This is a genomic window from Pelagibacterium luteolum, assembly GCF_900100665.1.
Classification (GTDB): Bacteria; Pseudomonadota; Alphaproteobacteria; order Rhizobiales; family Devosiaceae; genus Pelagibacterium; species Pelagibacterium luteolum.
This window is the reverse complement of sequence record NZ_FNCS01000001.1, coordinates 198,807-221,487: the sequence shown is the minus strand read 5'-3', so window position 1 is coordinate 221,487 and position 22,681 is coordinate 198,807. Positions and strand designations below refer to the sequence as shown.

General features: G+C 61.3%; 21 protein-coding genes. 14 read left to right on the top strand and 7 right to left on the bottom strand.

The window, feature by feature from the left end; all coding sequences use genetic code 11:
- The first annotated feature begins 40 nt into the window (after window positions 1–40).
- The 6 genes from BLR31_RS01070 to BLR31_RS01045 all read left to right on the top strand — a co-directional run bounded on the left by BLR31_RS01070 (window position 41) and on the right by BLR31_RS01045 (window position 5,988).
- Entirely contained in the window at window positions 41–946 is a 906-nt protein-coding gene (locus BLR31_RS01070) for a helix-turn-helix domain-containing protein (protein ID WP_090589965.1), read from the top strand.
- A gap of 32 nt (window positions 947–978) precedes the next feature.
- Entirely contained in the window at window positions 979–1,827 is an 849-nt protein-coding gene (locus BLR31_RS01065; protein WP_090589962.1) for a dihydroorotate dehydrogenase electron transfer subunit, read from the top strand.
- The gene (locus BLR31_RS01060) at window positions 1,821–2,762 is read left to right on the top strand and encodes a dihydroorotate dehydrogenase (RefSeq protein WP_090589958.1); all 942 of its coding nucleotides are present in this window, start codon (window positions 1,821–1,823) and stop codon (window positions 2,760–2,762) included. Before BLR31_RS01065 ends, BLR31_RS01060 begins: the two co-directional genes overlap by 7 nt.
- Window positions 2,759–4,051: a hydantoinase/carbamoylase family amidase gene (locus BLR31_RS01055; protein ID WP_090589955.1), complete on the top strand. Its 1,293-nt coding sequence runs from the start codon at window positions 2,759–2,761 to the stop codon at window positions 4,049–4,051. The genes BLR31_RS01060 and BLR31_RS01055 overlap by 4 nt, the downstream gene beginning before the upstream one ends.
- Window positions 4,052–4,132: 81 nt before the next feature.
- Window positions 4,133–5,173 (top strand): dihydroorotase, encoded by a 1,041-nt coding sequence (gene pyrC, locus BLR31_RS01050; RefSeq protein WP_090589951.1) that lies wholly within the window; start codon window positions 4,133–4,135, stop codon window positions 5,171–5,173.
- Window positions 5,174–5,277: 104 nt separating this feature from the next.
- A complete protein-coding gene (locus BLR31_RS01045) occupies window positions 5,278–5,988 on the top strand; it encodes an orotate phosphoribosyltransferase (RefSeq protein ID WP_090591961.1) in 711 nt (236 codons plus the stop codon).
- A gap of 60 nt (window positions 5,989–6,048) precedes the next feature.
- On the opposite strand, the gene BLR31_RS01040 is transcribed toward BLR31_RS01045, so the two are convergent.
- From BLR31_RS01040 to BLR31_RS01025, 4 genes are all read right to left on the bottom strand, one after another.
- Window positions 6,049–7,332: a TRAP transporter large permease gene (locus tag BLR31_RS01040; protein WP_090589948.1), complete on the bottom strand. Its 1,284-nt coding sequence runs from the start codon at window positions 7,330–7,332 to the stop codon at window positions 6,049–6,051.
- Between the two features lies 1 nt (window position 7,333).
- A complete protein-coding gene (locus BLR31_RS01035; protein WP_176762446.1) occupies window positions 7,334–7,852 on the bottom strand; it encodes a TRAP transporter small permease in 519 nt (172 codons plus the stop codon).
- 112 nt (window positions 7,853–7,964) lie between these two features.
- A complete protein-coding gene (locus BLR31_RS01030; protein WP_090589939.1) occupies window positions 7,965–8,981 on the bottom strand; it encodes a TRAP transporter substrate-binding protein in 1,017 nt (338 codons plus the stop codon).
- Window positions 8,982–9,165: 184 nt separating this feature from the next.
- A complete protein-coding gene (locus BLR31_RS01025) occupies window positions 9,166–9,807 on the bottom strand; it encodes a hypothetical protein (protein ID WP_143009274.1) in 642 nt (213 codons plus the stop codon).
- Window positions 9,808–9,951: 144 nt separating this feature from the next.
- Here BLR31_RS01025 and BLR31_RS01020 point away from each other — a divergent pair, with 144 nt between their 5' ends.
- From BLR31_RS01020 to BLR31_RS00985, 8 genes are all read left to right on the top strand, one after another.
- Entirely contained in the window at window positions 9,952–10,869 is a 918-nt protein-coding gene (locus BLR31_RS01020; protein ID WP_210183872.1) for an N-acetylglucosamine kinase, read from the top strand.
- A gap of 154 nt (window positions 10,870–11,023) precedes the next feature.
- Window positions 11,024–11,509, top strand: coding sequence for a GNAT family N-acetyltransferase (locus BLR31_RS01015; RefSeq protein ID WP_090589929.1), 486 nt, complete (start codon window positions 11,024–11,026; stop codon window positions 11,507–11,509).
- Between the two features lie 34 nt (window positions 11,510–11,543).
- Window positions 11,544–12,533 (top strand): glycoside hydrolase family 3 N-terminal domain-containing protein, encoded by a 990-nt coding sequence (locus tag BLR31_RS01010; protein WP_244504931.1) that lies wholly within the window; start codon window positions 11,544–11,546, stop codon window positions 12,531–12,533.
- A gap of 39 nt (window positions 12,534–12,572) precedes the next feature.
- Window positions 12,573–14,240, top strand: coding sequence for an ABC transporter substrate-binding protein (locus BLR31_RS01005; protein ID WP_090589923.1), 1,668 nt, complete (start codon window positions 12,573–12,575; stop codon window positions 14,238–14,240).
- A 177-nt stretch (window positions 14,241–14,417) separates the two neighbouring features.
- Window positions 14,418–15,395 carry an ABC transporter permease gene (locus BLR31_RS01000; RefSeq protein WP_090589920.1) on the top strand — a complete coding sequence of 326 codons (978 nt, stop codon included), beginning with the start codon at window positions 14,418–14,420 and terminating at the stop codon, window positions 15,393–15,395.
- Window positions 15,396–15,398: 3 nt separating this feature from the next.
- Window positions 15,399–16,289 carry an ABC transporter permease gene (locus tag BLR31_RS00995; protein WP_090589916.1) on the top strand — a complete coding sequence of 297 codons (891 nt, stop codon included), beginning with the start codon at window positions 15,399–15,401 and terminating at the stop codon, window positions 16,287–16,289.
- Window positions 16,286–17,101, top strand: a complete 816-nt coding sequence (locus BLR31_RS00990) for an ABC transporter ATP-binding protein (RefSeq protein ID WP_090589913.1) — start codon at window positions 16,286–16,288, stop codon at window positions 17,099–17,101. The genes BLR31_RS00995 and BLR31_RS00990 overlap by 4 nt, the downstream gene beginning before the upstream one ends.
- Complete coding sequence (locus BLR31_RS00985) at window positions 17,098–18,015, top strand: ABC transporter ATP-binding protein (RefSeq protein ID WP_090589910.1); 918 nt, start codon at window positions 17,098–17,100, stop codon at window positions 18,013–18,015. The genes BLR31_RS00990 and BLR31_RS00985 overlap by 4 nt, the downstream gene beginning before the upstream one ends.
- Here the strand turns inward: BLR31_RS00985 and BLR31_RS00980 are convergent.
- Genes BLR31_RS00980 through BLR31_RS00970 form a run of 3 tightly spaced genes read right to left on the bottom strand, consistent with a single transcriptional unit; the run spans window position 18,012 to window position 22,557 of the window.
- Complete coding sequence (locus BLR31_RS00980) at window positions 18,012–18,917, bottom strand: DMT family transporter (RefSeq protein WP_280139104.1); 906 nt, start codon at window positions 18,915–18,917, stop codon at window positions 18,012–18,014. The genes BLR31_RS00985 and BLR31_RS00980 overlap by 4 nt on opposite strands.
- A gap of 3 nt (window positions 18,918–18,920) precedes the next feature.
- On the bottom strand, window positions 18,921–21,305 hold the full coding sequence (locus tag BLR31_RS00975; protein ID WP_090589906.1) for a PIG-L family deacetylase: 2,385 nt from the start codon (window positions 21,303–21,305) through the stop codon (window positions 18,921–18,923).
- A 22-nt stretch (window positions 21,306–21,327) separates the two neighbouring features.
- Window positions 21,328–22,557: an ROK family transcriptional regulator gene (locus tag BLR31_RS00970; RefSeq protein WP_090589902.1), complete on the bottom strand. Its 1,230-nt coding sequence runs from the start codon at window positions 22,555–22,557 to the stop codon at window positions 21,328–21,330.
- Between the last annotated feature and the right edge of the window lie 124 nt (window positions 22,558–22,681).

Sequence of the window (22,681 nt, the reverse complement as noted above, 5' to 3'; positions counted from 1 at the left end):
GGTGTATATCAAAAGTGAGACGCTAGGAAAAGGGGACGGGATGTCGATCCAGTTTGAGGAAATCGGGCGACGGCTACGGGCGTATCGCATGGGGAAAAACCTAAGCGCCGACGACATTGCAGCCCATCTCGGCATCTCCCGCGCGGCGGTCTATCGGCTGGAGAAGGGAGAGATCGTCAAGATCCAGATCCTCGAGTCGATTTCCAAATTTTTGGACGTTTCGCTGCCGTCACTGCTCGGCGTAGGGGTCGAATATTACTCCAACGCGCTGTCTTTTTTCGAACGCATGCGGCAGTTGGAGGAGAAGTCCCTGCATCTGCTGGGGAATTTTTCGCCGGTGTCCTCGCTGTTATTGTCCCCCGATTATATGGTCGCGTTGCGGGTCATGCTGATCGAGGCGATCTCGGACACGGTTGCCGATCGCGAGAAGGCGATTGCGGCGATCGACAAGATTTTGGACCTGCTCAATGAGCGGCGCGAAAGCGCGATGCGGCGTCGGGTGCCGATCGTTTCGATCGTCGGCAGCCAGGATATCGAGCGGTTTTTGCTGCTGGGGCTGGTGGGGCGGTTCGATCTGCCTGCGGCGGTCGTTGCCGAGCGTCGTGCCGCGGCGCGCAAGGAAATCGAGCGGCTATGCGCGACGATCGAACACCAGCCGATTGGTACGCAGATCGGGATCGTCGAGGGGCAGCCGCCGAGCCAGACGTTCCAGATCTATGAGCGGGAGCAGGATTCGGCGGTGACGCTGTCGCCGTACCGGCTGGGGGACCAGCCCAATGTGTCGTCGGGGATCGCCATCGTCACCACGGCGCCGGAGGCCGTGCGGCATTTCAAGGAAACGCTCGATGCCCAATGGGCCGGGGCGAAAAAAGGCGCCGAGGGTGCCGCGATGCTGCGACGCATTCTGGATCGGACGGCGGCTGTCGATGCCGGATCCGGCGATTGACAAAAGCGGGACCTTGTCCCATTGTCTCAAAAATGAGACAGATTGATAATGCCGATGTGACGCCCGGTTCGGGCGGTTTTGCAGCTCAAGTCGCCGACACCGTCGCGCGCGTCGTTTCCAACGATTGGGTCAATGCCGAGTACAAGCTGATCGTGCTCGATGCGCCGGGCCTGGCGGCGTCCGCAGAGGCTGGGCAGTTTTTCAACATCGAGTGCCCGGTCGTGGGTGAAGACAAGCCGTTCTTTCGGCGTCCGATGAGCACTTATGCAGCCGATCCCGAAACGGGCCGGGTGGAGTTTCTCTATAAGGTTGCGGGTGCGGGAACGCGGGGACTGGCCAGTCTGATCTCGGGCGGAACCACGCGTATTCTGGGGCCGCTGGGTGTCGGGTTCACTCTGCCTGATGATGTGCGATCAATCGTCGTTCTGGGGCGGGGCGTGGGGCTTGCGACATTGGCGCCGCTGGCGGAGATGGCGCGCGACAGGGGCGTGGCGGTCACCGCCATCGTCAGTGCGCGCGGGCCGGAGCAAATCCTCTCTGTCGAAAGGTTTAGGGCGGCGGGGGCCAAGGTCGAAATCGTTCTCGACAGCGATGGCACCAGCGCGATGACCAATGTCGAAGCGATCCTGCGCCGTCTTCATGCCGAAGGGCGCGCCGACGGGTTTTACACCTGCGGATCGAACCGGCTGATGTTGCTGATGCAAAAGCTGGCTGCAGAACTGGATGTGTTTGGCGAAGTGGCCATGGAGCAGCAAATGGCGTGCGGGCTGGGCATGTGCTTTTGCTGCGTGCGCAATTTTACCGTCGAGGGCGAAACAATATCGAAGCGCGTCTGCTGGGACGGGCCGGTATTTGCGCTGTCCGAGGCGACCTCATGGTAGATCTCAAAGTCGATATGGGGCGGGGCCTGGTGCTCGCCAATCCGGTCATGCCGGCGTCGGGGACGTTTGCCGAGGGGTTGGCCAAGGTGGTCGATCTCAACGGGCTGGGGGCATTAGTCACCAAGACGATCACTGCGGAATTGCGCGGTGGCAATCCGACCCCGCGTGTCGCCGAAGTCGGCAATGGCATGCTCAATTCGATCGGCATTCCGTCAAAGGGGATCGACCAGTTTCTTGATGAGGCGCTGCCGTTCTATCGGCGGTTTTCGAGCCCGCTGATCGTTTCGATTTCAGCGCCGACCGTGGATGATTTCGGAAGGGCTGCAGCGCGGCTCAATGTCGAGGGTATTGCCGGGATCGAAGCCAATATTTCGTGCCCCAATATCGAAGAGGACGGCAAGGCGTTTGCCATGCGGCCTCAGACGACCGAGCAAGCCGTCAGCGCCATGCGAAAGGTCACCGATCTGCCGCTCTGGGCCAAGCTGACGCCCAATACCGGCGATATCGCGTCGGTGGCGCGGGCTGCGGAAGCTGCGGGGGCGGACGGGCTTGTGGTGGCCAATACCATTCTGGCCATGACCATCGACATCGAAACCATGCGCCCGACGCTGGGCAATGTCATGGGCGGGCTCTCGGGTCCGGCGGTCAAGCCGATCGCGCTGCGTATGACGTACCAATGCGCGCGGGCCGTCGATATTCCGGTGATCGGGTGCGGCGGGATCGCCAGCGCCGAAGATGCGGTGGAATTTCTGCTGGCCGGTGCGCGGGCGGTGCAGGTCGGGACGGCGACGTTTACGCGTCCGGGTACGATGGACGAAGTGATCGCGGGGATTACCGAATATTGCCGCCGCAAGGGGTTTAACGCAGTCGCCGAACTCGGCGCGGCGCTCAATGCGGATATGCTTGCGCCCGACGTCATGGAGGCGGCGCAATGACGGCAGTGCCCGCAACCACCGTTATCGACTGGACGGCCTTTGCGACTGAGCATGAACTGGCCGACGCGATCTTTGCCGAATTGGGGCGGCAGACCGGTGACGGGGTGGGGATTACACGCGAGTGTTATTCGGATCGGGAAGACGCGGCGCTGGAGGTATTTTGCTCCATCGCTCGGGCCTATGGGTTTGCAATCGACACCGACGCAGCCGGCAATATGGTCGTTCGCATGGCGGGTGATGATGGTGAAAAGGCTGCGCATTATATCGGATCACATGCGGATTCGGTGCCTCAGGGCGGCAATTACGATGGCGCGGCGGGCATCGTTGCGGGGCTGATGTGCCTCGTCCGGCTGGCGAGATCCGGGCGCGAGCTGGCGACGCCGGTGCGGGTTTTAATGCTGCGTGGCGAAGAGAGCGCATTTTACGGGCGGGCCAATATCGGATCGCGAGCGCTGTTTGGGATTTTGGACGACAAGGACCTCGCGGCGCGCTCGCGTGGCAAGGGCCGTACGCTGGCCGAGGCCATGGCGGCGACGGGAATCGCTGTCGATCCGATCCGCAATGGCGAGATCCTCTTCGATACGCAAAAGGCTGCGAGCTATCTCGAGCTTCATATCGAACAGGGGCCGGTGATGACCGATCGCGCCTTGCCTGCGGCGGTCGTCTCGGGCATTCGCGGCAATGTGCGGCATCGCAAGGTGGTCTGCCGTGGCGAAGCGGGGCATTCGGGCACTATTCCGCGCTGGTGGCGCAAGGATGCCGTGTTTGCCTTCGCCGATCTCGTGGGGCGGCTGGACGAACATTGGCGCGTGCTGCTCGAACGGGGCCTCGATCTCGTCGTGACGACGGGTATCGTGGGGACCGATCCCGAGGAACACGCAATTAGCCGCATTCCCGGCGAGGTGATGTTTTCCTTCGAAGTGCGCAGCCAGAGCCACGATACCCTTGAGGGGTTTTATGAGCTGTTCCGCTCCGAATGCCGGTCGGTGGGGCAGTTGCGGGGCGTTCATTTCGACTTCGACGACAGGGTCTATACCGAGCCGGCGAAAATGGATGCAGGGATCATCGCCATGCTGACGCGGGCGGCCGAGGATTGTGGGCTCGATCCGCAAACGCTGCCGTCGGGCGCCGGGCACGACGCAGCGGTTTTTGCCAATGCCGGGGTGCCCTCGGGGATGGTGTTCGTGCGCAACGCCAATGGCTCGCACAACCCCCATGAGGCGATGGATGTCGATGATCTCATCAAAGGCACCGATGTGCTCTATAAGGCGGTGACGTCAACCAACTGATTCTGGTTTTTCTTTTGTCGCGAGGTCGAACCGAAAAAGTCTGTCGCTTTTTCTGACCCCACTCCGAGGAATAAAACACCCATGCGATCGATCACCCTGCGCAAGCCCGTCGACCTGCATGTCCATTTCCGCGACGGCGAAGTTCTCGATGCCGTGGTGCCCTATACGGCGCGCCAGTTCGCGCGGGCGATCGTCATGCCCAATCTGGTGCCCCCGGTGACGACTGCGCAGATGGCAGCGGATTATCGCGGGCGCATCATGGCGGCGGTGCCGGAGGGTGTCGACTTTACGCCGATGATGACGTGCTATCTGACCGACGCGACAGTGCCGGCCGATCTCGTGGCGGGGCATCGGGATGGTATCTTTGCAGCGGCAAAACTCTATCCGGCGCATGCGACAACCAATTCGGCGCATGGGGTAACCTCGGTCGAGGCGCTCGATCCGGTGTTTGCGGCGATGGCCGACGCGGGCATGCCGCTTTTGACGCATGGCGAACTGGTGCACGCAGATGTCGATATCTTCGATCGCGAGGCGCGGTTTATCGATGACATCCTGGCTCCGCTGCTCGAGCGGCATCCAACGCTGAAGGTCGTGATGGAGCACATCACAACCGAAGAGGGCGCACAGTTCGTAGCCAGTGGCGGCGATCGGCTGGCCGCGACCATCACGCCGCAGCATCTGCTTTATGATCGCAACGTACTGTTCGAGGGTGGCATCCGCCCACATTATTACTGCCTGCCGATTTTGAAGCGCCGGAAGCATCAGCTTGCCTTGCGCAAGGCGGCGACGAGTGGGGCGGCGAACTATTTTTTAGGGACGGATACCGCGCCCCATCTCAAGCATCTCAAGGAAGCTGCTTGCGGATGTGCCGGGGTGTTTTCGGCCCCTGTGGCTGTCGAAGCCTATCTCAAGGTTTTTGCCGAGGACGACGCGCTTGAGCATTTCGAGGCGTTTGCTTCGCTCAACGGGCCAGCGTTTTATGGCTTTGCGCCGTCGGAGACGCGCGTGACGTATGAAGAACGGTCCTGGACGGCGCCCGAGACCGTTTCGGTTGAGAACCGTGAAATTGTCCCACTGTTTGCCGGTGAAAACGTTGACTGGGCTTTGGCCCCGGGGTTATAGCGAACCGGTTGCACGAGAGCCTTACCACTCCGGCGGCGCTGGACCTTTCATCCGGCGGCCGCGATTTTGCGCGACCGCAGGCACGAGAAGCGAAGGGACCCCAGATGAGCACACTGCGCCTAGGCGACGACAAGAAAGCGATTGCCCGGCAGACCGCCCGGATGATGCTTGAAATCAACGCCATCCATTTCAACGCCGAGCAGCCTTTCGTTTTCACCTCCGGCTGGGCCAGCCCGGTCTATGTCGATTGCCGCAAGCTCATTTCCTACCCGCGCCTGCGCTCGGCGCTGATGGATCTGGCCGCGCATACGATCGCCACCGAAATCGGCTATGAATCGATCGATGTGGTAACCGGCGGCGAGACGGCGGGTATCCCCTTTGCGGCATGGATTGCCGACAAGCTGATGCTGCCCATGCAGTACGTGCGCAAGAAGGCCAAGGGGTTCGGCCGCAACGCGCAGATCGAGGGCGAGGTCGTGACAGGTGCGCGGACGCTGCTGGTCGAGGATCTTGCGACCGACGGGCGCTCGAAGGTCATGTTTGCCGATGCGCTGCGCAAGGCGGGCGCGCAGGTCGACCATTGCTTTGTGGTCTTTTACTACGACATCTTCCCCAACAGCCACGAGTTGATGAAAGAGCTCGGGATCGAGCTGCATTATCTTGCGACCTGGTGGGACGTGCTCGATGCGGCCAAGGAGTCTGGCCACTTCGATACCCATACGCTCAACGAGGTCGAAAGCTTCCTCAACGATCCAGCGAGCTGGTCGTCGGCCCATGGCGGCATTTCGGAATTTGCGCCTGCTGCCAAGGGCTGAGCGCATTCGTTTTCAGGATTGAAAAAGGGCCGTCCCTCGGGGCGGCCCTTTTGTTTTTCTTTATTGCGCCAGCAGGCGGGGCAGGAACATCGAGATATCGGGTAGGTAGGAGATCACCATCAGCGCCAGGAGGTTGACGATGATGAACGGCGTTATGCCCGAGATGATCTTTGAGACCGACTCGCCCAGCGTCGATGAGGCGACGAAGATATCGAGCCCAAAGGGCGGGGTGATCATACCGATACAGGTGTTGAGACAGACGATGATGCCGAAATGGATCGGGTCGATGCCGAAGGCTACGGCCACGGGATAGAGCGCCGGGACGAGGATCAGCATGGTCGAGTTTGGATCGATGAACATGCCGGCCACAAGGAACAGCAGGTTGACGATCAGGAGGAACACGACCCAGTTGGCGTTGATCATGTCGAGGAAGTCGATGACCATGGCGGGCAGTTGGGCCAGGGTAATGAAATAGGCGACGATCGAGCCCATGGCCAGAAGCACGAAAATGCTGCCGGTGGTGATTGCGGCGCCTGTTGCGACCTTGAAGACGTCCTTAAGTCCCATGTGCCGATAGATGACGACTTCGACCAGCAGGGCGTATGCGACGCTGACGGCCGCCGCTTCGGTGGGCGTGAATAGGCCCGAATAGATACCGCCGAGCAAAACGACGGGCAGACCAACCGCCCAGACGCTGCGGCCCATGACCTTGAAGCGCTCGTTCCAGGGCATTGGCATGTCGCCCTTGAGCCCGTTGCGGTGCGCGTAAAACAGCACATAGGCGCAAAAGACGAGCGAGAGGAAAATGCCGACGACGAGGCCCGCCGCAAACAGCGAGGCGACCGATGTCCCGGTGAGCCAGGCATAGATGATGAGCGTGATCGAAGGTGGGATGAGAAGGGCAACTTCAGCCGAGGAGACAATAAGGCCGAGTGAGAATTTGTCGGAATAACCCTGGCGCCTGAGTTCGGGATAAACGATGCCGCCGAGCGCTGCGACAGTTGCGGGGGCGGAGCCCGAGACCGAACCGAAGGCTGCGGCCGTTGCGACGGTGGTCAGCCCCATGCCGCCACGGCGATGGCCGAGGAAGGCGCCGACGAGATTGGTCAGGTGCCGGGCAATCGAGCCCTTGGACATGACTTCCGCGGCAAAGATAAAGAACGGAATGGCGAGGAGCGTCGAGTGGTTGATGCCGCCGACGATGCGTTGCCCGTAGATGATATCGGGCATCGTGGAAAAGAACAGTTCCTTGGTCAGAATTCCCGGCAGGCCGAGAACGATCAGCATCTCGAACCCGAGGAACAAAAGCGCCATGGCGCCGAAAACTATGGCTGCAATCAGCATCTCAGTGCGCCCCTTCGGTCTTGTTCCAGCGGTCGATCAGACCAAAAAGGCTCAGGCCATAGCGGAAGGCCAGCAAGAGGAAGCCGGCCGGCAATGCGTAATAGAGCAGTGAGGCGGGGATACCCAGCGTGGGGCTGATCTGCCCGGTGCGGGCAACGCTCTGGGCCATTTCCAGGCCAACCCACGCAATAAAGAGCGACAGGCCAAGCCCGGTAAGATCGATCGCGCGGCCGATCCACAGTCGCGCCGTTGCGCCCATGCGTTCGAGAAAGCTGGTCATGGCGATCTGGCGGCCCTCTGCGAGAGCGAGGCCGAGCGAGAGAAACACCAGCCACACCATCATGTAGCGGGCGGCTTCGTCGATCCAGGCGACATTGCGCGAATAGGTGGGAAAGAGTTCGCGGACGAAAACGCCCGTGACATAGAGCGCCACCATGGCGAGCATCAGCAGGGCAAGAGCTATGCGCTCGAAGGACGCCAAGACGCCCAATGCCCTTGCAAGGTTGTTTTTCGGTTCCATGACGGTCTGGCCACCCCTTTCTTGAAACGAAGAGGCGCCAAGGCTCATACACCCCGGCGCCCGTTCACGATCCTCGGCACCTTTTGAAAAGCGCGCCGGTATCCTTCAGGCCTTACTGGCCGACGATTTCTTCGTACTGGCTTTCATAGGTGTCGACGATCTGCTGACCGACGTCGCCGGCGCCAGCAAGATAGGCGTCGCGCGCCGGGCCGTACATGGCGTCACGGAAAGCGGTCCGCTGGGCATCGTCAAGCTCGGTGATGGTAATGTCGCTGGCGCGGATGGTTTCGAGCGCGGTGTCCTGCGCCGCTTCCTTGAGCGCTTCGACTTCCGGACGGACTTCTTCGAACGCCTCTTCGATTACCGTCTGGTATTCGGCGGGAAGCGCGTCCCACCAGCCCTGGTTAAACATCACGACGTCTTCATTGGCGCCATGCTCGGAGATGAGCAGGTAGTCCTGCACTTCCTGGTACTTCATGGTGGCGATGGTATCGAGGGCGTTTTCCTGGCCGTCGACGACGCCGGTCTGGAGCGCTGTATAGAGCTCGCCGAACGGCAGGGCGATGGCGGAAGCACCGACTGCGTTGAACTGCTCCATCAGCACCTGTGAATCCATGACGCGGAAGCTCTGGCCGGAGAAGTTTTCGAGCGCCGAAATATCTTCGTTCGACGTCATCGACTTGCGGCCATTCGGCCAGATGGCGATGGCCTTGAGGCCGAGGGGTGCGAAGCTGTCGAGGACGGCCTGACCGAAGGGGCCGGTGCGCAAGGCGTTGGCCTCCTCGCGATCAGCCGGGTAAAGGAACGGGACGTCGAGGATCGAAACGGCGGGGTTGAAGCCGGCGAGGAACGCTGCAGGCGAAACCGTGCCCTCCATCAGGCCGAGCTGGGTGCCTTCGTTCATTTCGCGCGCCTGGCCGAGCTGGCCGGCGGGGAAGAGCTGGAACTCGACGGCGCCGTCAGTGCGCTCGGAGACCAGATCGGCAACCATCTGCAGGCCCTGGTGACGCGGCTGCTGGTCGGATTCCAGGTGCCCGATGCGAGCTGTAAATTCCTGAGCGGAGGCCGGAAGCGCACCGGCCAGAACGGTGATAATTGCTGCCGAAGCAAGCAGGACACGGCGGTTCATGATGTTCCCCTTTGGTAATTGATGAGGCTAGAAGACACTCGGGTCGCGAGCACTGTCAAGAAAATTCTCAAAATATAGACAGGCGGGCTATAGTTGCTCAATCGACATGCAGAGTGGTGAAAATTGCAGCGCGAGGGCGCCGTGTGCAGGGCGAAACGCGAGTTTCGCAAGTGACTCCAAAATTTTAGACGATCTCGTATACGCGGCTCATCTGTAATTGCAGGGTCAGGTCCAGGATTTCTGGCGCAGCTTTAGGCAAATGGCGGCCGACGGACGCCTCGATCGGAGCCGGATCAGCATCGGCGTCGAGGGCGATAAGGATCAGACCCCATGGTTCGTGGACGTGTCGGCCCTGCCGTTCGATTGTCTTGATGCTGGAGACTGCATTGTCGGCGAGACCGATATGGCAGCCCTTGACGCCGGCGATGTTCATAATCTCGACTGCAACGGCGTCATCGATCGTGCCCTGCTGTTCGCCATCGAGGCGTATAATGATCGCGCGCTCGTGGGGCATGGCGCCGAGCGAATGGACGAAGGCGCCAACGCATCGGGAATTGTCTTGGAAATGGCTCATGACCCGCCGCGTCCAATCGGTCGGGGCATTGAGCCGCTCGAGATAGTGGGCAGAACGGGCGACGTCGGGGTGGGCGAGTTCATAAAGCGTGAAATAAGTCCTCTCGCCCCAGCGCGTTCCGCGCAGAAATCCGGGGATGGCGAGTCGCTCGGGCATGTGCTCTTTTTTATGCCAGGCGGCGAAGTCGTTCTCGGTTCCCGGTGTTACACCGTTCCAGATCGCCACAAATCCCGGCGCAACACCTTCGCTCATCGCAACAACACCTTCCGTTTGCGACGCCTGCATAGCGCGGGGCGAAGCGGTGTACCAGTCGGGAGTGACGCTTGCGGGGGTGCTGAGTGCCAATATAGTACGCGCGCATAGGCTAGAGGAGCAGAGCCGTTGGGCGATGATGGATTGAGCGCAAGTGACACGCAAGACGGTGTCTGTCTCGGGATCGACATGGGTGGCACGGGCTCGCGGTGGGTGCTTATCGATGCCGAGGGGGCGGTTCTGGCGCGCGGTGCTGCCCATGGGGCGACAGGGCATCTATTCCGCCCGGAGGCAAAGCAGGACTTTATCGCGGTGATCGCGGCAATTGCCGCTGTTGCGCGGGATAGCGCGCAGCCGCGCGCCGTCCATATCGGCGCAACGGGGCTGGGGGAGGACTACCACGAGACCGCAAGGGATATCGTTTCTCAGGCCTTTGGTCTTTCTGTGGACAGCGTCAGTGTTGGCGACGATATGGACCTCGCGTTTCGTAGCGTTTTTGCGCCGGGCGCGGGGCATCTAATTTCGGTGGGCACCGGATCGGTCGGCATGCACATCGGTCAGGATGGCGAGGTCGTTCGCGTCGGTGGACGCGGTATTCTGATCGATGATGGCGGGTCGGGAGCATGGATCGCGCTGCGGGCGCTCGATGGCCTCTACCGGATCCTGGACGAGAAGGGCGGTTGTGGCGACGCGACAATTCTCGCGCGGCAATTGTTCGATGCTATAGGCGGCGATAGCTGGAATGACGTGCGCGCCTATATCTACGGCGCCGATCGCGGGACCATCGGGTCGCTGGCCCGGGTGGTGGGCGCGGCAGCAGAGGCCGGGGATCGGCTGGCGCAAACGATTATCGCCGAGGCAGCCGGAGAGCTAGCGCGGCTCGGTCTTGCGCTGATAAAGCGCGCCGGCGAACGGCCGGTGGGGTTCGTGGGTGGGCTGCTCGACATCACGCCCAGTTTCCGATCCGCCATCGGGGCGTCGCTCAGCGGACATGAGGTTGTGTTTCCCCAGATCGATGCTGCTCTGGGCGCGGCGCGTATAGCGCAAACTCTTCGCCGCTGATCGCAAGAGGTATGGCATTGGTCTCGGCGTTTTGGGCAGGATTTCAATAATCCAACCCCGAAACGCGTCCGACTTGCCGGTGAGGGCTTCCATAGTGGTTTAGATTGGTATTATGGTGGGCCGAGTGCTTTGAAGCCGACGCCAAGGAGGAACGGTGACGGATCTGCTGGTCAATCTCTATTCCGCGCGTCTTGACGCCTTGGGTGCACGCGTTGCCGATACACCGGCAACGATCCGGCGCGCCCTCCCGCCTGAGATGCATATCGTCACCGATTGGGTCGAGGCGCGCTTCTCATGCTATTGGTCGAGCGAAGTCGCTGTCGCCATGGCGCATCAGCCGGTCGGGTGTCTTGTCGCCACCATCGATGATCAGCTCGTCGGGTTTGCCTGCTACGACACGACGGCCCGCGGATTTTTCGGACCGACGGGTGTCGACGAAAGTGCGCGCGGCAAGGGGATAGGGCTGGCGCTGTTTTATCATTCGCTCAAGGCGCTGAAAGATCTCGGCTTTGCCTATGCCATGATCGGCAAGGCGGGGCCTATCGACTTTTATGCCAATGCGGTGGGCGCCATTCCCATCCCCACCGAGGACGAAGACATTTATCGCGGCATGCTCCGCACTCCTAAAGTGGAGACCTGATCGTTTGACCACGCCTCTTGCACTCTTTGTCGGGATGCCCGGCTATTCGCTTTCCGACGACGAGATCGCGTTCTTTCGAGACGCCAATCCGTTCGGGCTGTTTCTCTTCAAACGCAATCTCGATAATCCCGAACAGATCCGCGCCCTGGTGCGCCAGTTCCGCGAGGCGGTCCGACGCGAGGATGCGCCGGTCTATATCGACCAGGAGGGCGGACGGGTGCAACGGCTCGACAATGGCAATTGGCCGTTGTTTCGTGCACTCGGCGACTTTGGCGCGTTGGCGGCAAAGGATATGGACGCGGCCAAGACGGCGTTGCGGCTTTCCACACTTGCCATGGGCACGATGATGGCCGAGCTCGATATCGGGTCGGGGACGACCCCGGTGGTCGATCTGGCGATCAAGGGCATGCATGATGTCATCGGGCAGCGGGCATTTTCCGACGATCCTGAGATCGTTACCGCGCTGGGACGCGAGGTGGTCGAGGCAATGCTCGAGGTGGGAGAAATGCCCATCATCAAGCACATTCCGGGCTATGGGCGGGTCAAGGTCGATCCCCATTTCGATCTGCCCGTGGTCGATGCGGCGCTCGACGATCTGATGGCGACGGACTTCAAGCCGTTCATTGATTTGAAGGATGCGCCATGGGCGATGGTCGCGCATCTGATCTTTACGGCGCTTGATACGGAGCGGCCCGCCTCGGTCTCGCCCATCGTCTGTGACTTCATACGCTCAACGCTGGGCTATGACGGGGTGATCATTACCGATTGCCTCACCATGGAAGCCTTGAGCGGGACCTGGGCCGAGCGCGTCACGGCGACGCTTGATGCCGGTTACGATATCGCGCTGCACAGCCAGGGCACCTTGGCGCAGAGCGAGGCCGCGGCGAAGGCTGCCCGCCCATTGAGCGAACACAGCCTTGGCCGGATAGCCCGGGCCAACGCACGCTTGGGCAAGGCGCGTTACGACGTGGCCGATCTTCATGCCCAGGCCGAAGCCATTTTTGCACAGTACGGGTTGGCATAAGCCCGGCTGTAACTGAACTGAAAAAGGAGAGGAACAATCATGCAAAAAACAAATCTCATGCTGGCCACTTCGGTAGCCGTACTGCTAACGGCAGGGATGCCGGCCGCCGCGCAGGACGAACCGCTCGTCCTGACGGCAAACGCTGAAGCGGCCACCCAGTGGGTGCGCAATTTCAATCCGTTCAGCCAGGCGTCGATGCGTTATTCGACCCATGATTTCATCTATGAGCCGCTGGTCATCTTCAACCGCATCCAGGATAACGAGCCGAACTATCGGCTGGCCGAAAGTTTCGAATTGGCTGAAGACCTGATGAGCGTAACGTTTACGCTGCGTGAGGGCCTGCAATGGTCGGATGGCGAACCGCTGACCTCGGCGGACGTGGTCTTCACCTATGACTATCTCGAAGCCCATCCCGAACTCGATTTCGTTTCGATCCGCCCGCTGTTTGAAAGCATTGAAGCGATCGACGAGCGAACGGTACAGTTCAATCTGGTTGAGCCCAATGCGCTCATCGCGACGCAGGTCGTGGGGATGCCGATCGTTCCAGAGCATATCTGGTCGGAAATCGAAGACCCGGCGACCTTTGCCAATGAGGAGCCCGTGGGCAGCGGCCCACTGACCGAGATCGCGCGGTTCACCCCGCAGGTCTATGACCAGTGCCGGAACCCGCACTATTGGGACAACGACAATCTGGCTGTCGACTGCATGCGCTGGCCGCAGCTTGCCGACAACACGCAGGTGCTCGGCGCCCTGGCCGAAGGCTCGCTCGATTGGGCGACGAGCTTTATTCCTGACGTGGAAAACACCTTCGTTGCCCGTGATCCGGACAACCACCATTTCTGGTACACGCCATCGAGCCTCGTGTCGTTCTCCTACAATCTCGAAGTGCCGGACGAAGACCTGTCCAAGGCGTTCAACGACGTCGATTTCCGTCGCGCGACATCCATGCTGCTCAACCGCCAGGATATCGTCGATATCGCAGGGTTCGGCTATCCGATCGTCAATGATGACCCAACGACACTTGGCGAGCTTTATGCCGATTGGGTCGATCCTGCAGTGGTCGAAGAGTTCGGGCAGTATACCCAGTTCGATCCCGAAGCAGCGACCGCGTTGCTCGACGAAGCGGGATATGTCGATGCCAATGGCGACGGATGGCGCGACAACCCCGATGGTACCCCGATCGCGATCGATCTGATGGTGCCCAATGGGTGGACCGACTGGATCGATGCTGTGACCATCGCCAGCGAGGATCTTCAGGCGGCCGGTCTCAACGTCTCGATCTCGACCCCGGAAGCTGCCGTATGGACGGCGGATCTGATCGAGGGGCGTTACGAAATGACCATGAACGCACTCGGGGCGGCAGCCATGCCATGGTACGCCTACAACCGTGCGTTCAATCCCGGTGACGAGGGTGTGAGCCGGTTCGTGGCCCAGCGCTTCTTTGACGATGAGCTGACCGAATTGCTGGCTGATTTCCCGCAGACCCAGGACCGCGAGGAGCAGGGGGACATCATGAACCGTGCACAGCGGATCGTTGCTGAGAATCTGCCGTTGTTCCCGGTCTATAACAGCCCGAGCTTTTACCAGTACAACACATCGCGCTGGACAGGCTGGGCGAACGCCGAGGACCCCAAGTTTTCCCCGGTGGTGACCAATACAAACCCGGCCCGCCTGTTGCAGCTGCTCGACCTCGAGCCGGCTCAATAGGACGCGTCCGGGCGTCTCGGGCAGGGCGGTTAAGCAGCCGTCGTGCCCGCGGATATGCAGAGGCTGGACCCCGGGGAATATATCCCGGGGTGACGGCGTGGGGTTTGGCAGACGATGCCAAACCCATCCGTATCCCCAGGGTTCAGTGCGGTCGCCGCTAAACATACAAGGGACAAGATGGCCTTTCTTTTACGGCGTCTCGCATTTTATCTCGCAGCGTTTATCGCCGCGGCGACGGTCAATTTCTTTTTGCCGCGCGTCATGCCGGGCGATCCAATCCAGATCATGTTCGGGTCTGCCAATGCCAATCTGACGGTGGAGAACCTCAACGCGCTGCGGTTGACCTTCGGGTTCATCGACGCGCCGATCTGGCAACAATATCTGACCTATCTGCAGTCGATATTTACCGGCGATCTGGGCCGTTCGATCCGGTATTTTCCGGCACCCGTGTCCGAGATTTTGGGGCGGGCCACCATCTGGACCGTTGGCCTTGTGGGCATTGCGACGATCCTGGCGTTTATCGTCGGGACGGGCCTGGGCATTTTCGCAGCCTGGAAGCGCGGGACGCGCGCGGACACGGCGATCTCGCTTCTGGCGATTTTCACGACCGCCGTCCCGGCCGTGGTTATCTCGCTTCTGGCTCTCTTTATCTTTGCCTATCAGCTCCGCTGGTTCCCCTCGGGGTATGCGTATAATCCGCTGCTCGATCCTGCGCTGAGCTGGACCTACATCTCCTCGGTCATCTATCACGGCACGCTACCCATGGTGACGATGTTCATCGTCCTTCTGGGCGGGTTCGCGATCACCATGCGCAACAACATGATCAATCTTTTGGGCGAAGATTACATCGTCATGGGGCGCGCCAAGGGGCTCAGCGAGAACCGTGTGATGTTCTGGTACGCCGCACGCAACGCGCTGCTCCCCACCGTCTCCAATCTCGCGATTGCGCTGGGAACGGTGGTGGGTGGATCGCTGATCACCGAAGTCGTCTTCAATTATCCAGGGCTCGGCAACGTGCTCTATCAGGCCATTTTGGCGCGCGACTATCCCGTGATCCAGGGCCAGCTCCTGATCATGACCGCTGCGATGCTGATCGCCAATTTTCTCGTCGATGTCAGCTATGTGCTGCTCGACCCCCGGCTCAAGAAGGCCTGATCGATGAAACAGCTTCTTGTCGGGCTTTCGAAAAACAAAAAGGCGGTGATCGGTCTCTCGATCCTCGTCATCATCCTTCTGGTTGCGATCTTTGCGCCGCTTCTGACGCCCTACGGAGCATCGGCGCGCGTGGGTCGGCCGCATCAGCCGCCATCGTGGGAGCACTGGTTCGGTACCACCCGCATCGGGCGCGACGTCTGGACCCAGATGATTTATGGCGCGCGCACCTCGCTGGCCGTCGGGTTTGGCGCGGGGCTGATGATCACGGTGATCGGGACCGTGCTGGGCATTATTGCCGGATATATGCGCGGCAAGGTCGACGAGGTGATCAATTTTTTCACCAACATGATCCTCGTCATTCCCAATCTGCCGCTGCTTTTGGTGCTTGCGGCATTCATCGGGCAGGCAAGCCCGCTGGTGATCGCGCTGATCCTGGGCTTTACCTCCTGGGCATGGGGCGTTCGGGTGACGCGCGCGCAGACGCTGTCGGTGCGCGAGAAGGATTTCGTCAAATCGGCCGAAATGCTGGGTGAGCCCAAATGGCGCATCATGACCTTTGAAATTTTCCCCAACCTCATTTCGATCGTGGGGATCAACTTTATCGGCTCGGTGATCTTTGCCGTTATCACTGAAGCGACGCTCGAATTTCTCGGGCTGGGCGATCCCAACGCGGTGTCGTGGGGGATCATGCTCTATAATGCGCAAAACGCCTCGGCGCTGACCGTCGGAGCGTGGTGGGACATGCTGGCGCCGTGCTTTGCGCTGGCGCTTTTGGGCCTGTCGCTCGCTTTGATCAATTTTGCCATCGACGAAGTTGCCAATCCGCGCCTGCGGACGGGTAGCAGGCTCAATCGCTGGAAAATGCTGGTGCGAACCGGGGAGGGGCGGATATGAGCGCGCCGGTTCTTTCGGTCAGAAACCTCTCGATCGATTATGTCGGGGAGGACAGCGATTTCCACGCGGTCAAGGATGTGAGTTTCGACATCGCCAAGGGCGAGTTTTTCGGGCTTGCCGGGGAATCCGGGTGCGGGAAATCGACGATCGCCTTTGCTATCGCGCGCCTGCATCAGCCGTCCGCGCTGATCCGCCGGGGCGAGATTTTGGTCGAGGGGCGCAACGTTCTCGATCTCGACAAGAAGGCGCTGGAGAAATTCCGCTGGACCGAAGTGGCGATGGTGTTTCAGAGCGCCATGAACTCGCTCAATCCCGTGCTGACCATCGAGGCGCAGTTTCATGATGTGCTCAAGACGCATCTGGGCCTGAGCCGCGAGCAATCGCGCAAGCGGGCCGAGGAGTTGCTGGCGCTTGTCGATATCCCGGCCGAGCGGCTGAAATCGTTTCCGCATCAATGTTCGGGTGGCATGCGGCAGCGCATCGTCATCGCGATTTGCCTCGCGCTCAATCCAAAGCTGTTGATCATGGATGAGCCGACGACTGCCCTCGATGTGGTCGTGCAGCGCGAAATCCTGCAGCGCATCGATGTGCTGCGCAAGGAGTTGGGATTTTCGATCCTGTTTATCACGCACGATCTTGGGCTCATGGCGCAGGTTTGCGACCGGATCGGCGTGATGCTGGAAGGGGAGCTCGTGGAAGTGGGCGATGCACGGCAAATCCATACGGCGCCAACCCATCCCTATACGAAAAAACTCTGGGCTTCGATGCCGCGCCTGCGTGGCGCCCAGATCGGCGGGGAGGCCAGCCTGTGAGCCATGCACCCATTTTATCGCTCGATAACGTCTCGAAGACCTTCGGCGGTGGCAAGGCGCCGGTCTATGCGGCCCGCGCGGTATCGCTGGAACTGACGCCGGGCCGGACCACGGCACTTGTCGGGGAATCGGGGAGCGGCAAAACCACATGCGCGCGCCTGATCATGCGCGAATACGAGGCGGATGAAGGGAAAATTCTCTTCAAGGGCGAAAAGCTGGGCACAGGGCAGTTTGCGGACCTGTCGGCGTATCGCCGGGCCGTGCAGATGATCTTTCAGGATCCGTTTGCCTCGCTCAATCCCGCCCACACCATCCGCTATCATCTTGAGCGGCCGCTCAAACTCCATCGCAAGGATTTGGCGAAAGCCGAGCGCGAGGCCGGGATCGTCAAGCTGCTCGAAAAGGTGAAGCTGCCTGCCGATCAGATGCTGGAAAAATATCCGCACGAGCTTTCCGGGGGGCAGCGCCAGCGCATTTCGATTGCGCGAGCGCTGGCTGTGGGGCCTGAGGTGATCGTTGCCGATGAGCCGACGTCGATGCTCGACGTCTCGGTGCGGCTGGGAATCCTCAATCTTTTGAACGAGATGAAGCGCTCGCTCGATCTGGCGCTGCTCTACATCACCCATGATATCGCGACGGCGCGCTATGTCGCCGAGGACATCATGGTGATGTTTTCAGGCCAGATCGTCGAATGGGGTCCGGTGGAAAGCGTGCTTGGCAATCCGGCGCACCCTTACACTCGATTGCTGCTTTCGGCGGTGCCCGATCCTGACGTCAGGCTTGGCGAGGCAACGGACTTTTCGCCCGATGACATCGTTGCGATCCGCAAGGATGCTGCTCAGGCCCAGAGTGAAGTGCGTGAAGTTGGGCCCGGGCATTTCATACGCGTGCCGGGCGGGACAGCTCAGGCCTAGTCGTCTTGAGGCGCTTTATTGGTTTCGTGCCGTCGCTTTTGCTTGGTCTCGGCCATGCGGGTCAGCTGGAGCGCTATGAGAATGATGGCGACGCCGAAAACGGTCGTCCAGTGCGGGATTTCGTCAAAGAACACAAAGCCCGCCGCTGTCGCAAAGACAATGGTGAGATAGCCAATGGGGGCCAGTATGGATGCTGGCGTCGATTGATAGGCGCGGAGAAAACAATACTGGGCCACCTGGGCCAGGAGCCCGATGCCGATAAGCGGCAGCCAGTCGCTCTGGGCAATCGGTTGCCAGAACATGATGGCGGGGATGGCCGTGAAAAGGGTCAGGCCGACGGTATAGAACACCATCAGCACTGTCGTATTTTCGTCCTTGAGCGCGCGGGTCTGGACGGTGGCGAGCGAGCCGAACAGCACTGATCCAAACGCAGCCGCGAGCCCGATCGAGACGGTGAACTCGCCGGGCGCGACCATGACGAGAACGCCGGCCAACCCGATCACCGCGCCGATCCAGCGGATCGGGGTGACGATCTCGCGCAGTAAAAACACGGCGAACACCATGACGATGAGTGGGCGCATGAAGCCGATGGCGTTGACGAGGGCCAAGGGCAGAGCGGTCAGCGCGGCAAAATTGCAGGTGAGGGCCATGGCGTTGCAGCCCACACGAAACGCATGGCGCCCCGGGCGTTTGGTGCCTGCAATAGCGCGGCGATATCTCCAGGCGAGCGGCGCGACCATGATCAGCCCGATGATCGAGCGGATGAAGACGAGCTGGATCGCCGGATAGACGCTGCCCTGGGCCTTGACGATGACCGTCATGGCCGTGACCAGCGTCATGTCGGCCAAAAGCCACGCGACACCGAAACCAGAACTTTTCTCGTCAGCCTCGACCCGGTCCACGGATCAGGCCGGTTGGACCAAATTGGCGATCAGGCGGAACGCGCCGGGGACGAGCTTGTCGAGTTGATGGTGCAGGACAAGGCTCGTATAGGTGTGACGGCCGTTGCCGATCCGCGCCGAAACCAGAGCACCGAGCAGTGGCTTTTCGCCCTTATCGTGCATGGAGAGTAGAGGTTCGTAGGCGGGGTCCCATTGGCTGGCGAAATACAGCCCGCGCTCTTTGTCCCAACCCGCCCAGTCCTCGGCACCGATGCTATTGGGGCCGGCAAGGAGCGGATGGTCGGGGATGAGCACTTCGACATGAGCGTTGGGATCGGTCACGCGCCAGCGCAGAGATGGCGAGCCGATAGTCAGTGGCTTTGGCGGCACTGTTTCGGGCGACCACGCATCGGACGGTCGGTGATAGAGCGTTACGAGATGCCCGCCCCGTTCGATCCAGGCATGGAGCTTTGACGTAGCAGCGAGAAGATCGGGGCGCAGGCCGAAGGTGAAGATGCCGACAACGATGGTTGTGAACGCGGAGAGATCGCCGTCCAATTGGCCGGGTTCGAGATTGGTGACGTCGAGCCTCATGCGCTTGAGCCATAGGCCCACACGGTCGGCGCCGCCACCGACATATCCGACGCGGGCGCCCTGGGGGAGCGTGAGGTCGAGGGAGAGTATGCGCACTGTCGCGGGGGTGAGGTGAACCGATTGCCCGATATGGGGATAGGCGATCGTGTGTTTGTGAAAGGCTGGCTGGCCATCGATATTTGCAGGCAGCGTGACGAGCCCTGGCGTGAAATCCGCCGGCGGGGTGAGGGTGAAGCCTGACCCTGACGATTGCGCCGACCAACCGCCATCGGAGGCCAAAGATACCACGCCCTTGCCTGCGAGCGCCGCGTCGATGACGTAGCTGGATTGGACATCGTCGCGGCGAACGATCAGGGCGTCGGGGTCAAGCGTGACGGACGCCGCCGGACGGATGGTGACGGGTTCAACGAGATCGACCGTGCTCGATACCGAACGCCCGTCTATTTCGGCGGTGACTTCGATGACGACCGGGCCGTTGCCGCCACTTGCATAGAAGGCCGGGGGATAGGGGTTGGTCATCGGCGCGTCGTTGGCGACCGACAGAGCAAACCGCAGATGATCCCCTGCGTCGGGGAGCGGGCTGGCGGTGAGGCCGGGCGCGGTTTTGAGCGTGACAGAGGTGGCGCCTCGGTCTGTGTCCTGGGGGAACAGCACGCGAATTTCGCCAGTCTCGCCAGGCGTAAGGAATGCGGGCTCGGCCCATGCAAAGGGGATCGATCCCGATGCTTCGAGAAGCGCGCGGTCGATATTGTCGAGGACACGTTTCAGACGGTGATCGAGGGCGTCGCCCAGTCCGTTGCGCGCGGTTTGCAACTGGCGTGCAGCCTCCAGAAGCGCTGCGCTTATCGCTGCTGCGTTGGGGAAGGCCGCGAGGGCCCGCGCGATCGCAGCGTCGGCGGCTTCGATGGCAGCGCGGGTGGCGTGGTCGAGATCTGGCAGCGCGGCGATCGACGTGAGGCTGGATGGAATGTTGTCGGCCAGCGATGCTTCGGTATCGGACGGGCCGATCTTCAAATGGAGCGGCCAGGCTGTCTGGATCGTATCGTCCCAATAGCCCATGCCCTGGGAGGCGTGGTAGCGACGCGACCATTCGCCGATCTGGTCGAAGGCGGCGCCGGTGGCGGGGTCGGCGCTATCGGCGGTTATGGTCAGCGTGGCGTTGGGCGGCGGCACTTCATCGTCATAGGTGCCGCCGCCGCCCGACCAGGCCGGAAGGTAGAATTTTGCGACGCGCCAGGGCTTCAGGCCTTCGGTCAAATGCTCGGGATATGCGTTGGGATCGGCAGCTTTTTCGATGGCGGTTTCAGCGGCGCGGGTCATGGCGCGATGGTGGCCGTGCTGGCCGGGGACGTCGAGGAAGGTGGGAATGACGACATCGGGACGCTCGGTGCGATAGGCGCGCACGAGACGTTCGATGATACGGTCTTCGCCCCAGCGCGATAGCGTGTCGTCGCCGTTTTTGGAAAAGCCGAAATCGTGCACCGGATCTTCCGGCCCATGGCCGAGCCAATGGATATCGGCGTCGATCACCTTTGCCGATTCCTCCATTTCGCGCGTGCGGACGATGCCGAGGGCGCCTTGCCGTTCGGGGCCGAGCGCATTTTGTCCGCCCTCTCCGCGTGTCGAGCAAGCGACGACGATCCGATGGCCAGAGCCCAGCCGCATGGCAGCCAGCATGCCGTTGTGCTCATCGTCGGGATGGGCACCGGTATTCATGACCGTGAGCGTCGAGGTGAGACGCGAGAGCGCGCGGTGCAGGGTCAGAAGGCGGGGGGCGGCCTGGTGGGCCGCGAGCCGGGCGCTGATCTTGGTCATGAGGGAAGTCTCCTGTCGTCTTCTATGCCGCGCCGGCCGGATCGGGTGCGATGTCGAGGCGCGGTGTTATGGTTTCCATCAGCGGAATGGCGGCGGCACCAAGCGCCGCGGTGAATTGGCCCGTCGTGCCGCGCAGGACGCGAGGAACCTGTCGGTCGCGGCGGCTGGCCACCGAGACCGGCAGCGGTGCGAGAGCGGCGATCACCGCATCGATCACCGGATCGGGAAGCGCGCCGCCCAAAATCATGGTTTCGGGGTCGAGGACGTTTTCGAGCGTCGCAATGATCGGGGCCAGCGATTGCGCGGCCTCAGCTATCCATTCGCGCAGAACGGGATGACCCTCGGCCTGCCATGTTTCGAGGCCGGCGAAGTCGGGCACCTCTATGCCGCGCTCGGCGCATTTTTCCCGCAAGGCATAAACCGAAGCATAGCGCTCGAGACATCCCGACTGGCCACAGGCGCAGGGCCGGCCACCCGGCACGACAACGGCGTGTCCGATTTCCCCGGCATTGCCGAAGACCCCACGGAAAGGCTGGCCATTGTGAATGATGCCCATGCCCAGGCCGGCGCCGAAATAGATGTAGGCGAAATCGGCGAGTTTTTGCCCGACGCCGAAAAAGCGCTCGCCAATGGCTGCCGCCGTGGCGTCGTTTTCGATAACGACAGGCAGTCCGGTCGCTTCGCCCAGCAGGTGTGCAGGATCGATCTCGTGCCAGCCGGGGAGGGTGGTTGGTCCGACCGAGGTCATGCCCTCAATGCCGAATGGGCCGGGCATCACCACCCCGATCCCCAGAATGCGCGGGTTCGTGCCGATAACCGCACGTGCCTTGTCGAGTTCGGCGACCAGCAATGGCGCGATGGCGTCCGGCGTCGCTTCTGCAAGGGGCACCGAGGTCTGGGCGCGCACGCGACCGGTGATGTCGAGCATCACCGTCACCATGTGGTCAGCGGCGATCTCGACCCCCGCGGTCATCGGCCCGTCGGGATTGATGGCAAATTGTATAGGCGGTTGGCCACGACCCGTCCGGAGACGACCGGTTTCGACCAGCAGATGATCCGTCACCAGTTCATCGACGATGTTAGAAACCGCCTGTGGGGTAAGATGGGTGAGCCGGGCAATGCTGGTGCGCCCGATGGGGCCGTGCACACGAATGATTTCGAGCACGACGCGGCGGTTGTGCAGACGATTGCGCTCGGGGTTGTTGCCGATGGCCACGCGCTGGCGGCCCGTCTGGCGGTGCTTTGAGATCATCGGTCTCGCCTCTCCCTCTCAACGATGGCCAATCTGAATGAATAACTCAAGTAGATTATTTTATTGACAAGCGACGCGGGCCGAGTGAGCCTATGATGCTGGAATGGCGGTGTCCGCCCTTCCT